9 protein-coding genes are annotated in these 12983 nt (G+C 70.4%); 8 read left to right on the forward strand and 1 reads right to left on the reverse strand.

Annotated elements, in window-relative coordinates; genetic code table 11:
• Positions 1-13 precede the first annotated feature (13 nt).
• From VMS22_26145 to VMS22_26170, 6 genes are read left to right on the forward strand one after another with little or no spacing between them, the layout of a single operon-like run.
• Positions 14-889 carry a DUF58 domain-containing protein gene (locus tag VMS22_26145; GenBank protein HXJ37524.1) on the forward strand — a complete coding sequence of 292 codons (876 nt, stop codon included), beginning with the start codon at positions 14-16 and terminating at the stop codon, positions 887-889.
• Positions 886-1815 (forward strand): hypothetical protein, encoded by a 930-nt coding sequence (locus VMS22_26150; GenBank protein HXJ37525.1) that lies wholly within the window; start codon positions 886-888, stop codon positions 1813-1815. The genes VMS22_26145 and VMS22_26150 overlap by 4 nt, the downstream gene beginning before the upstream one ends.
• On the forward strand, positions 1812-2813 hold the full coding sequence (locus VMS22_26155) for a VWA domain-containing protein (GenBank protein ID HXJ37526.1): 1002 nt from the start codon (positions 1812-1814) through the stop codon (positions 2811-2813). Before VMS22_26150 ends, VMS22_26155 begins: the two co-directional genes overlap by 4 nt.
• Positions 2810-3847: a VWA domain-containing protein gene (locus VMS22_26160; protein HXJ37527.1), complete on the forward strand. Its 1038-nt coding sequence runs from the start codon at positions 2810-2812 to the stop codon at positions 3845-3847. Before VMS22_26155 ends, VMS22_26160 begins: the two co-directional genes overlap by 4 nt.
• Positions 3844-4833, forward strand: coding sequence for a tetratricopeptide repeat protein (locus VMS22_26165; GenBank protein ID HXJ37528.1), 990 nt, complete (start codon positions 3844-3846; stop codon positions 4831-4833). Before VMS22_26160 ends, VMS22_26165 begins: the two co-directional genes overlap by 4 nt.
• Entirely contained in the window at positions 4830-7331 is a 2502-nt protein-coding gene (locus VMS22_26170; protein ID HXJ37529.1) for a BatD family protein, read from the forward strand. The genes VMS22_26165 and VMS22_26170 overlap by 4 nt, the downstream gene beginning before the upstream one ends.
• A gap of 268 nt (positions 7332-7599) precedes the next feature.
• Here VMS22_26170 and VMS22_26175 read toward each other — a convergent pair whose 3' ends face one another.
• Positions 7600-8718: a di-heme oxidoredictase family protein gene (locus VMS22_26175; protein ID HXJ37530.1), complete on the reverse strand. Its 1119-nt coding sequence runs from the start codon at positions 8716-8718 to the stop codon at positions 7600-7602.
• Positions 8719-9087: 369 nt separating this feature from the next.
• On the opposite strand from VMS22_26175, the gene VMS22_26180 reads away from it, so the two are divergent.
• Both VMS22_26180 and VMS22_26185 read left to right on the forward strand, forming a co-directional pair.
• Entirely contained in the window at positions 9088-10485 is a 1398-nt protein-coding gene (locus tag VMS22_26180) for a right-handed parallel beta-helix repeat-containing protein (protein HXJ37531.1), read from the forward strand.
• Between the two features lie 300 nt (positions 10486-10785).
• The gene (locus VMS22_26185; GenBank protein HXJ37532.1) at positions 10786-12978 is read left to right on the forward strand and encodes a hypothetical protein; all 2193 of its coding nucleotides are present in this window, start codon (positions 10786-10788) and stop codon (positions 12976-12978) included.
• Positions 12979-12983: the final 5 nt, after the last annotated feature.

The following is a 12983-nucleotide window of genomic DNA, read 5'->3' on the forward strand; positions in this document are numbered from 1 at the left end:
CCGCAGCCCGGTCATGCTGTCGCGCGAGCAGCTGCGAGCCGTTCGCAAGATCCAGATCCGGACGAGCCACCTCGTCTCGGACCTGTTCGCCGGGCAGTACCAGAGCGTGTTCAAGGGTCGCGGCATGGAGTTCGCCGAGGTGCGTCTCTACCAGCCCGGCGACGACGTGCGCACGATCGACTGGAACGTCACCGCCCGCACGGGCACGCCGCACGTGAAGCGCTTCGCCGAGGAGCGCGAGCTGACGGTCATGCTGGTCGTCGACGCGAGCGCCTCGACGGTGTTCGGCAGCCGGCGCCAGACCAAGCAGGCGCTCGCGGCCGAGCTGGGCGCGCTCCTCGCCTTCTCGGCGATCACGAACAACGACAAGGTCGGTCTGGTCATGTTCAGCGATCGGATCGAGCTGGCGCTGCCGCCGCGCAAGGGAAACCGCCACGTCCTGCGCGTCATCCGCGAGATCCTCTCGCTGCGCCCGACCGGTCGGGGAACGGACGTGCCGGCGGCGCTCGAGCACCTGGGGCGCGTGACCAAGCGCCGCTGCGTCCTCTTCCTGGTGTCGGACTTCCTCACGCCGGGATGGAAGCAGGCGCTGCGGCTCGCGTCGCGCCGTCACGACGTCATCGCCGTCGTGCTCGAGGACCCGCGCGAGTCTGAGCTGCCCTCGGTCGGGCTCGTCGAGCTGGAGGAGGCCGAGACCGGCGAGCGCTACGTCGTCGACACGCGCGACTGGCGCGTCCGCGACGCCTTCGCCCGCCAGGCTGCGCTCGCGCGCGCGCAGCGCGACCGCGATCTGCGCGCGGCCGACGTCGACGCGATCGTCGTCGGGACCGATCGTCCGTACATCGAGGCGATCATGCGCTTCTTCCGCATGCGGGAGCGTCGCGCGTGATCAGGGGTCTTCTTCTCGCGCTGGCGCTCGGGGCGGCCACCTTCGCCGACGATGCACCATCCGTGGTCTCCGTGAAGGCCCATGCGACGCCCGACACGACCACCATCGGCACCCGCGTCCGCTACGAGGTCGAGGTGAGCGCGCCGCCGGGCATGGAGATCATGGTCGCCCAGCCGGCCGAGCGGATCGGCGACATGGAGATCGTCGACTTCGGCACGGAGGCCCCGTCGCCCACGAAGGACGGCCGCGTGGTCTTCCGGCGCTGGTGGCAGCTCGTCGCGTGGAGCCCCGGCCATCATCTCCTCGTGTCGCCGAAGGTCCAGTATCGCGCGCCCGGCGGCGAGCTCGCCGACGCGCCCACCGACGACGTCGGCGTGACCGTGACGAGCCTGCTCGAGCGCGCCCCGCAGGCGGCCGACATCCGCGACATAAAGCCTCCCGAGCCGATCCCGGTCGACTGGCGTCCGTACGAGTGGCTCGCCGGCGGCGCGATCGCCCTCGCGCTCCTCGCGTATGCCGTCTACTTCGCGCTCGCCCGGCGCCGCCGCGTCGTCGCCGCCCCGCCCCCACCGCCCCCGCACGTGGTCGCCGTCGCCGCGCTCGACGCCCTTCGCGCCCGCGCACTGGTCGAGAAGGGTGCGCTCAAAGAGTTCTACTCGGCGCTTTCCGACATCGTGCGCCGCTACCTCGAGGACCGCTTCGGCGTCCGCGCGCCCGAGATGACGACCGAGGAGTTCCTGCTGGCGACCTCGCGCGACGGCCGCCTGGCCGCCGCGCACCGCCGCCTCCTCGGCGACTTCCTCGTCGAGTCCGACCTGGTGAAGTTCGCGCGCCACGTCCCCACCATCGCCGACAGCGAGCGCGCCTTCACCGCCGCCCGCCGCTTCATCGACGAAACGACCCCCGTTACACGGGAGGCCGCGTGAGCGGCCGGCTTGCCAACCCCTGGTGGCTGCTTCTGCTCGCGCTCCTGCCCCTCCTGTGGACGGCGGGGCGGCGGCGAGATCGTCGCGCGGCGGTGCGCTATCCGTCGCTCGCGGTGCTGCGGGCGGTCGCGCCGGCGGGTTCCGGGCGGCGCCGGCTCGTGCTCGGGCTCCTGCGCTCAGCGGTCGTCGTCCTGATCGCGCTCGCGATGGCGCGCCCGCAGGTGGGCAACGCCGCCGCCAAGGTCCACCACGAGGGCGTCGACGTCGTGCTCGCGGTCGACGTCTCCGGCAGCATGCTCGCCGAGGACTTCACGCTCGGGAACGAGCGCGCGAGCCGGCTCGGGGTCGTGAAGTCGGTCGTCAAGGACTTCGTCGCGGCGCGGCCGCAGGATCGGATCGGGCTCGTCCTGTTCGGGGCGCGGGCGTATACGCAGTGTCCGCTGACGCTCGATCACGGGTGGCTCCGCCAGAACCTCGAGCGCGCCGAGGTCGGCATGATCGAGGACGGGACGGCGATCGGGGCCGGGCTCGCGACCGCCGTCAATCGGCTGCGCGCGTCGACGGCCAGGAGCAAGTTCGTCGTGCTGCTCACCGACGGCCAGCAGAACGCCGGCCGCATCACGCCCGAGACGGCGGCCGAAGCCGCCGCGGCGCTCGGCATCAAGGTCTACACGGTCGGCGCCGGCACGCGCGGCATGGCCCCCTTTCCCGCGCGCGACCTCTTCGGCAACAAGGTGTACCGGCCGATGCAGGTCGACATCGACGAGGAGACGTTGAAGCGGGTCGCCTCTGCGACCCACGGCCGCTACTTCCGCGCCACCGATACCGACAGCCTGCGCGACATCTACACGGAGATCGACAAGGCCGAGAAGACGACGTTCGAAGCGCCCGAGTACGCGGACTACCGGGAGCTCTATCCCTGGCTCGTCTGGCCGGCCTTGCTCGTCATGTGTCTCGAGGTGGGTCTCGCCGAGACGCTCCTGCGGAAGATCCCATGATCCAGTGGCGCGACCCCGTGGCGCTCGCCGCCCTCCTCGCCGTGCCCGCGCTCGCGCTCTTCTTCCTGTGGGCGCTCCGCCAGCGCGAGCGCGCGCTCATGGCGTTCGTCGAGGCGGCGCTGCTCCCGGTCGTCGTCCCCGATCTCGACCGGCGGCGCCGCCGGGTCCGCATGGTGCTCCTGGTCGCCGCCGCCGCCGCGCTCGCCGTCGCGCTCGCGGGCCCGATGTGGGGCTTCCACTGGGAGGAGATGCGGCGGGAAGGCATCGACCTCGTGGTCGCGCTCGACACCTCGAAGAGCATGCTCGCGACCGACGTCGCGCCCAACCGCCTCGCGCGCGCGAAGCTCGCGGTGCAGGACCTCCTCGCGCAGCTCAAGGGCGATCGCATCGGTCTCGTCGCGTTCGCCGGCACCGCCTTCGTGCAGTGCCCGCTGACGCTCGACCGGAGCGCCTTCATGGAGAGCCTCGATGCGATCGAGGTCGGGATCATCCCGCGCGGCGGAACCAATCTCACGACGGCGATCGACACGGCGCTCGAGGCGTTCGAGGGCCGCCAGGGAAGCCATCAGGCCCTCGTCCTCATCACCGACGGCGAGGACCACGAGGGCAAGGTCGAGGAGGCCACCAAACGTGCCGCCGAGCGCGGCGTCAAGATCTACACGGTCGGCATCGGCACCAGCGAAGGCGAGCTCATCCCTGTCGAGAAGGGCTACCTGAAGGACCGCAAGGGCCAGGTCGTGAAGTCGCATCTGGACGAGGAGACCCTCAAGAAGGTCGCGATCGACACGGGTGGCGTCTATCTGCACGCCGCCGGCGCCGACCTCGGCCTCGCGGACCTCTATCGCGATCACATCGCGACGATGGAGAAGCGCGAGCTCGCGAGCACGCTCGAGCGGCGCTACGAGCATCGCTTCCAGCTGCCGCTCGCGCTCGCGCTGCTCCTGCTGGTGGCCGAGCCGTTCGTCGGCGAGCGGCGGCGCGCGGCGTGGCGCGAGCGTTCGTGGTGGCGACGTCGCAGCGAGGTGGCGTCGTGAGAGCCGCCCTCCTGCTCGTCCTCGCGCTCGGCACGACCGGCGCCGGGTGGCTCGATCCGCACGCGACGGCGCGCCAGGCGTCCAAGCTCTATGCCGACGGGAAGTTCGACGACGCGGTCGCCAAGTACAACGAGGCGCTGGTCGACGACCCGGACTCGGCGCTGCTTCATTTGAACTTGGGCGCCGCCGCCTATCGGCAGGGCAAGTTCGACGACGCGATCAACGCGCTCGGCCAGGTGCCGTCGTCGGACACCGAGCCGGCGCGGACGGCGCGCGCCGCCTACGACACGGGCAATGCGAAGTACCGGCTCGGCGCCGCGGCGGAGACGTCGGACCCGAAGACGGCGCTCGAGCGCTGGGCCGAGGCGCTGGTCGCGTACCGGCGCGCCATGGGGGCCGATCCCGCCGACGAGGACGCGAAGTTCAACCACGAGTTCGTCGAAAAGAAGATCGCCGACCTCAAGAAGAAGCTCGAGGAGCAGCAGAAGAACAAGGACCAGCAGCAGCAACAGGATCAGAAGGACCAGAAGCAGCAGCAGGGTGAGGATCAGCAACAGCAGCAGCAACAGGCTCAGGATCAGCAGCAACAGCAGCAACGACAACACGACCAGCAGCAAGAGGAGCAGGCCGACAAAGGGCAGGACCAACAGCAGCAGCAGGATCAGCAGGACCAACGGCAGCCGGGCGAGCAGAAGGAGAAGGAACAGAAGCAGAAGGAGCAGGAGCAGGCGCAGGGCGGCGACGACCAGGAGAAGCCGGGCGACCAGAAGCCGCAGCAGGCCCAAGGCGAACCCGGCGAGCCGCAGGGCGACCAGCGCCAGGCGCAGGGCGGTGGCGCCACGGCCGGGGGCGAGCCGACGAAGGAGATGTCGCCGCACGAGGCCGAGGCGCTGCTCGACGCGCAGCGCGACCAGGAGGTCCGCCCCGACGAGATCGTGCAGCAGCTCCAGGGGGCCGGCGTCGCCGAGCCACGGGAGGATTGGTGAGAGCCGTTCTCGTCGTCGTGACGCTGCTCACGCTGCGCGGGCTGGCGCCCGCCGAGATCCGCGTGACCGCCACCATCGACCCGGCGAAGCTCGCGGTCGGAGAGTCGGCCGACCTCGCCGTCGTGATCGACGGCACGCAGAGCGCGCCCGCCCCGCAGATCGCGAGCACCGAGGGCCTGCAGATCCGGGCGGTCGGCCCGTCCTCGAACGTCACGATCGTGAACGGCCGCGTGACGGCGTCGGTCACACATCACTTCACGGTGGTGGCCTCGAAGCCGGGCCGCTATACGATCGGTCCGATCGGCGTCGACGTCGACGGCAAGCACTACGATGCCCCGGCGGTGACGCTCGAGGCGCTCGCCGCCGGCGCGCGATCGGCCGACGGCAGCCCGAGCCGCAACGACCAGCTCGAGCTGTCGTTGTCGCTGCCGCGCACCGAGGTCTACCTCCACGAGCGCATCCCGCTCGGCTTGAAGCTCCTGGTGGGCGCCGTGCGCATCGGCGATCTCCAGTACCCGGCGGTTCCCGGCGACGGCTTCGCGCTCGAGAAGTTTCCCGAGCCGACGCAGCGCCGGGAGGACACGCCGAACGGGCCGCGGCAGGTCGTCGACTTCAAGACGACGCTGACGCCGCTCAAGACCGGATCGCTGACCGTCGGGCCGGCGACCATGAACATGAGCGTCGTCGTCCAGGGACGGCGGCGCGGGCCGTTCTTCGGCGGCTTTTTCGGCGACGAGAGCCGCCCGACGCAGCTCCAGTCGCAGCCGATCACGCTCATGGTCCTGCCCCTTCCGAGCGAGGGAAGGCCGCCCGATTTCGGCGGCGCGGTCGGCCACTTCACGTTCGAGGTGACGGCGGCGCCGGCCGAGGTCACGGCAGGCGATCCGGTGACCGTCCACAGCGTCGTGCGCGGCGACGGCGCGCTCGACGGAATCGCCCCGCCGACGATCGCCGCCGGCGACGGCTTCCGCGTCTATCCCGTGCAGACGAGCCAGCCCTCCGACCGCAACGACGAGCGGACGTTCGAGCAGGTCGTGATCCCGCTGCGCGAGGGTCCCTTCCGCCTGCCGACGCTCCGCTTCAGCTACTTCGATCCGACGAGCCGCACGTACCGGACGATCGCGCCGAGCCCGATCACCCTCACGATCCGCCCGTCGGCGCAGGCGAAGGCGACGCCCCAGATCGTCGGCGCCGTGCCGGCGCCGGCGCCCGCTCCGCAGCGCACCGAAACGCTCGGGCGCGACATCGTCTTCATCAAGGATGCGCCGGGGACGTTGCGGCCGGTCGGAGCGCGTCTGTATCGAAGCCCCGTCTTCTGGCTGCTGCAGCTCGTGCCCGTGCTCGTGTGGGCCGTCGCCACCGCCTACGACCGTCGTCGCCGGCGGCTCGCGACCGACTCGCAGTACGCGCGCTACACGCGCGCAGGACGCGAGGCGCGCGCGGCGCTCGCCCGCGCGCGCCTCGTCCTCGGGCGCGGTGACACCGCCCGCTGCCACGATCAGGTCGCCGCGGCCGTGCGCGACTACCTCGCCGCCAAGCTGGCGCTCCCACCGGGGAGCGTGCTCGAAGCCGCGCCCGACCGTCTGCGCGCGAACGGCGCCGGCGACGCGGTGGCAACGCAGGTGACGGCCTTCTTCACCGCCTGCGAAGCCGCGCGCTTCGCGCCACGCGCGACCTCGGCCAGCGAGCTCGAGACGACGCTCGCGCAGGCGGACGCGATCGTGCGCGCGCTCGAGCGCTCGCGCCGCCTCGGCCGGGCCGCCGCCCTCGCGCTCGTCGCCCTCGCCGCTGGATCGGTCGCCGCGGCCCCCGAGAGCCCGAGCGCCCTCTTCTATCGGGCGAGCGCGCTCTACGGCGAGGAGAAGTACGCCGAGGCCGCGGCGACCTATGAGAAGGTCCTCGCGGCGGGTGTGGAGAGCGCGCCCGTGTACTTCGATCTCGGCAACGCCTGGTTCAAGACCGGCGACGTCGGACGCGCGGTCCTCGCCTACGAGCGCGCGCTCCGCCTCGCGCCCGGCGACCCCGATCTGGCGGCGAACGTCGCTTACGCACGCGAGCTCGCGAGCGACGTCGCCGACGAGCCCATCGCCGCCCGATTGCTCGTCCCGCTCGCGTCGCGCGCGAGCACGGACACGCTGCTCCTCGCAGCCGCCGCGGCGTGGTCGGTCCTGTGGCTCCTGCTCGCGGTCGGACCGCTGCTCCCCGGCTTCGCGCGCGCGCCGCGATTCCTCGTGGCCGCGGCGACGATCGTGCTGGGCGTGAGCGCGACGTCGGCGGGCTATCGGTGGTGGACCATCGACCACCCGACGTATGCCGTGGTGGTCGCAGTCGCCGACGCCACCGTGCGCTACGAGCCGAACGCGAACGCCAAGCCGCACTTCGCCGCCAAGCCCGGCACGGTGCTGCGCGTCGACGGCGAGCAGAAGGGATGGTCGCAGGTCGTCGGCCGCGACCGCCGCCGCGGCTGGATCGAGTCGGCCGCGCTGGGAGTCATTTAGCTCCGAGCCAAGACTACGTCTTGGCTCGGACTAGATCCGAGTTTGTCGCGGTAGTGGCACGCGCGACCGGCATGCCGCGGCCAGCAAAGCTGGCGCGGCATAGCTGGTACGCACGATGCTCTTCACCCGACCACGGGCATTCGCCGAGCCGCTGTGCATGAACCGAATCTCCCCGATCGAGTCTGGCGCGCGTGCCCGCGCGTGTACGACCGCCACACGCTCGCGTTCCCCCCGACCCAAGACGAAGTCTTGGGTCGGACTATTCGGACTATAGGGAGCGGAGGAACGCGAGCAGCCGCGATCGCTGGAAGCTCGAGAGCCGGGCGTACTGGTCGCGAGCGCGGCGCCCCTGACCGTCGTGCGCGAGGATCGCGTCAGGGATCGTGGTCGCGGTACCGTCGTGCAGGTACGTCGTGAGGAGGCGCAGACCCCAGAGTGGCGCGGTGCGCATCTCGCGTCCGCTCGCCAGGCCTTGCTCGATGCCGTCGCCCAGGCTGCCCATGTCGTGGAGCAGGAAGTCCGAGAACGGCTGGAAGGTGCGGCGGCTCAAGGCCGCGATGTCGCTCGTCCCGGTCGTGAGCGTCCGGACGTGACAGCTCGCGCAGCCGATGCGATCGAAGAGCACGCTGCCGGCGAGCACCTGGCGCGTGATGGGCCCGCGCGGTGGCGCGCCGAGCATCGTCATGAAGTCGTGGAAGAGCTGCACGTCCTCACCGTCATCCTCGGGGTCTGGAACGGGATCGCAGGCCAGCAGCGTGCAGTCGCCCTGCGGACAGTTCTCGGTCGGGAAGAGCGGGCTCGTGATCCCCATCTCGTTCAGATACGCGTCGCCCGAGAAGTGCATCAGGTTCGGCACCTGGCTCTTCCAGCCGAACTTGCCGACCCTCGTCTCGCCCGTGACCGCGTCGGTCACCATGTTCGCCCGACCGGCGGTCGAGGGCGATCGCCGGGCCTGCGAGCGCGCCATGGCGCGGAACGTCGAGTCGGGCACCGCGTCGACGAGGCCCAGGCCGAAGAGCGGCGTCGTGCGCCGGCCGGCGCTCACCGTGGCCGTGCCCGGCACGACCTCGCCCACGAAGTTGCACGCCCCCTGTTCGCCGATGCCCTGGTTCTGGATGAGCGACCCGCCGAGGTTGGCGAGCGGGTCGAAGACGCCGCCCACCACCGCGCCGAAGCGCGTCTCGACGAGCGTGCTGCCACCGCCGGTCGCGCCGACGTTGTGGCAGGTCGCGCACCCGTCACCGTTGAAGACGGGACCGAGCCCGTCGCCCACGTCCTCGATCTCCTCGAAGACTTCGCGACCGGCCTCGAAAGTCTGGACCTGCTCGGGTGTGAGGCCGCGCACCGGATCGCCGATCTCACCCGACGCCGTCGTTGCCGTCACCACCACCAACCCCAAAGCCCCCAGCAGACAAGAACGTCGTGTGCGCATGGCTCTCACCTCCCCCGCGGCGAAACAGTGCAACGCACGTGCCCCGGCCTGCGGCGCTGTGCGCCGGAGCACGGCTCCGCAACGCCGCGCGAGCACCGGCGGGCGTTCGACGCGCCGCCTTGGCGCCCGCCGTGCGCGCCGCGCCTGAGCATCGCCGACCGGGTGCAGCGGCGCCCGCAGAAGGGCGCCGCACGTCGCGCACGGGAATGCACGCGCGTTCGGTCCGCACGGCGACGAACCGACGCGGCGGGCGAAGCGCGCGCGGTGCGGATGCTGCGGACCCCGCGTTGCCGGCCGCGCCCGCGGCGGAGTACAGGCGCCCGTATGGAGGGCTCGGTTGCGCGCCTGGTTGCGCACCTCGTCCGCGGGGCGGGGGGCGCAGCCACGCGCGCAATCCTTGCGGCGCTACTCTGCGTCGGCGGGGTCGCGCACGCCACGACCTTCTACGTGCGCCAGAGCATGGGCGACGACGCCGCCGACGGTCGCTCGCCGTCGACGGCCTGGCGCCACGTCTCGAAGCTGTCGAACGCCATGCAGGCGGGGGACACGGCGTACGTCGGCCCGGGACTCTATCGCGAGCAGATCACGGTCGAGCACGACGGACGTCCCGATGCCGCGATCACCTTCGTCGCCGACACGAGCGGCCGCCACACGGGCGATCCACCCGGCCCGGTCGTGCTCGCCGGCTCCGAGCCGGTCGACGAGACGATCTTTGCGCCGCTCGGGCCGCCCGGCGTCTTTCGCGCCGCGTTCCCCGACTTCGTCGTGTGGGGCGCCGTCGAGATGGACGGCCCACAGCAGCGCTACGTGCACGCCACGATCACCCACGAGTATCTGGTCGAGAAGAAGTCGGCCGTCGACGTGGTGGCGCTGCGCCCGTCGAGCTGGTTCTACGACGAGGCGACGCGCGTGCTCTACCTCCACACGAGCGACGGCCGGCCGCCGGCGGCGCACGAGCTGGAGCTGATCCGGCGCGGCGACGGCATCTTCGTGCAGGACAAGCACTACGTCACCGTGATCGGCTTCACGTTCCGGCACATGCAGGACGCCGGCGTCAGCTTCTTCAAGGGGTCGAGCAACGGTCTCGTCTCGCATGTGATCTCGTACGGCAACCGGCAGGGCGTGCGGATCTACGGCGCCCGCGACGTGACGGTCCACGCCAGCACGCTCTTCCGCAACGAGAACTGCGGCGCGTACTTCGCGGCCGAGTCCACGGGCGGCGCCGCCATCGACAACGTCGCCTACGAGAACGTGAAGGGCCTGCGCTGGAGCAGCGGCTCCCACCGCGGCCGGGCGGTTCGGAACGTCCTGTTCGACAACCTCGAGCGCGGCCTGTCGCTCGAGGAGGTCGAGGACGCCGTCGTGATCGGCAATCGGCTCGTGGGCAACCGCGTCTCGCAGCTCTACGTGCTGCAGAGCCACTACGTCGGTGACGACAACTGCTTCGCGAACGGTGACGCGACGCAGCTCGTCGCCGACTTCACGCCGTTCGGCGCGAACGATCGGTTCGTCACCCTGTCCGAGTATCAACGCGCAAAGGGCCAGGATCGCGCGTCGCGCGAGACGGGATGCGGGTCGCTTCCGGCGAAGGTGGACGTCCATGCCCAATCCACGTCAGGCCCGGTCGCCCTGCCCTTCGTTGACGCTCCGCGTTCAGCAATCGCGGGCGGGCCGACGTCGTCGCGGCTCCGTTCCTCTCGGACGCACGTGCGGCACCAATAATTCCCGTAGTTGCGCGGCGACGATGCGGGCCGCATCGCGGAGCGTGGGCGCGATGGGAGAGTACCATCGACGATCGTACCCCTCGCAGTGTGCCGTACAGTGGGGGGGCGACGCGACGACGCGCGCCACTATCTGGTTCGGCGAGCAGACTATCCCGAAACCTTCAGTTCGCGGGTGGTCTCGTGCGGTTTTTTCTTGACAGCGTGGTGCCTTCTGCGGAACTGTCCTAGTCGTCACCAGATCGACCGGGAGAGCAGCGCTTCTTCTTCATCCGAGTTCTCATACCGAGGGGAGGACAAGATGGACCGACCGAGGAAGTTCGGACTCGCCGGAATTGCCCTGGTTGCGATCGCACTCGGCGCCTTGGTCGGGCCGCCCGCAGTCGAGGCCCAATGTCAGCACGGCGCCAGCATCTTCAAGACCTGCCAGAGCCCCAAGCGGAAGTGCAACGCGGACTCGCAGTGCAACGATCAGATCGAGTGCACCGACGACGTCTGCGACCTCTCGCAGAGCAACATCACCAACTGCACCATCAGCCTCGCGAACGCGGACACCTGCGGCGACACCACGAAGATCACCGGGGGCTTCGACATCGAGGACCTCGGCGGGGACAACGTGCGAGTTCCGGCGGTCGGCAACCTCCCCGTTTCAGGGGTTTTCGGAAACGCCGTCTGCTGTGCGGGCCCGTCGCTCCCGTGCTTCGTCGGTCCCGCCGGCTCGCTGTTCGTCGTCCCCAACTCCGCGACCGGTTGCGGGAACCTCCCGCTGCCCGGCGCGGCAACCGCCGGGCAGGTGAACTTCCTGCAGAACACCTACGTCGTGCAGCCGAACGATCCCGACCCGCTCCCCGATCAGGGGAACGTGACCGGCAACGACCTGTGCAACGCGGGGCTCATGGGGTGCTCCACAGGACCCATCACCGTGCAGTTCGGCGCGGGTACCGACCTCGTGAGCGGCTGCGTGAATCAGAACAAGCCCGACAGCACGCCGTGCGGTGACACCGATCAGAACGCGTGCACGACGGCGGGGTGCGAGCAGGGATCGTGCGTGCAGACCCACCAGCAGACGATCTGCACGCCCGACACCAACGAGTGCACGAGCGATCCCGCGTGCAACCCCGCGACCGGCCTGTGCACGCATCCGCCCGTTCCGGACAGCACGCCGTGCGGCGACACCGACACGAACCTGTGCACCACGGCCGGCTGCGAGCAGGGCCAGTGCGTGCAGACCCACCAGCAGACCGTCTGCACGCCGGACACGAACGAGTGCACGAGCGATCCGGCGTGCAACCCCGCGACCGGCCTGTGCACGCACCCGCCCGTTCCCGACAGCACGCCCTGCGGCGACACCGATCAGAACGCGTGCACCACGGCCGGCTGCGAGCAGGGCCAGTGCGTGCAGATCCACCAGCAGACCGTCTGCACGCCCGACACCAACGAGTGCACCCTCGATCCGCCGTGCAACCCGGCGACCGGCCTGTGCACGCACCCGCCCTCGCCCGACAGCACGCCGTGCACGGACACCGACGCCAACGCGTGCACGGTGGCGGGCTGCGAGATGGGACAGTGCGTGCAATCCCACATCACCGACATCTGCAATGTGCCCGATCACTTCAGCTGCTACGAGGTGAAGCCGTTCCTCTTCCACCGCATCCCCGGCGTCACGCTGGTCGACCAGTTCGGCTCGTCGACCGTCAACGTCGACCGGCCGAACAAGCTCTGTGCGCCGGCCGACAAGAACGACGAGCAGCCCGAAGCGCCGAACGATCCAGACCATCTGACCGCGTTCCGCATCCGCAATCCAGCCATCAAACGGCTGAACCAGGTGGTCGTGAACCAGTTCGGCACGATCACGCTCGACGTCATCAAGACCGACCTGCTCTTCGTTCCGACGGCCAAGACCCTCGCGGCACCTGCCCCCGCCCCGCCGCTCGATCCGGCCGTCGATCACTTCCAGTGCTACAAGGTGCGGCGATCGAAGGGCACGCCGTCATTCCAGAAGATCCTCGGCGTGAAGGTCGACGACCAGTTCGGGACCGGCACCGTCGATCTGCTGAAGCCGGCGCAGCTCTGCGCACCGGTCAACAAGAACAACGAGGATCCGACCGCTCCGCAGCACCCGGACCACCTGCTCTGCTACAAGGTGAAGGCGCGCGCGCCGTTCACCACCAAGCACGTCTGGCTCGGCAACCAATTCGGCCCCTTCAACGACCTGGTCCTCACCCGGCGCCAGGAGTTCTGCGTGCCGTCGCTCAAGAACCCGAGCTCGACGACCACGACCTCCACGCCGCCGACCACGACGACCTCGACCACCGTCGTGCAGACCACGACGACCAGCACGAGCACCAGCACGTCCACCAGCACGTCCACCACGACGTCGACGGCAGCGAGCACGTCGACCACGACCACCAGCTCGTCGACCACGACCTCGACGACCCAGTTCGGGTCGCCGAGCGCAGCCTTCCTCGACCGCGATCCGTTCGCGACCGATTGATCCCG

Source organism: Candidatus Eisenbacteria bacterium (genome assembly GCA_035577985.1).
GTDB lineage: Bacteria > Desulfobacterota > Binatia > DP-6 > DP-6 > DATJZY01.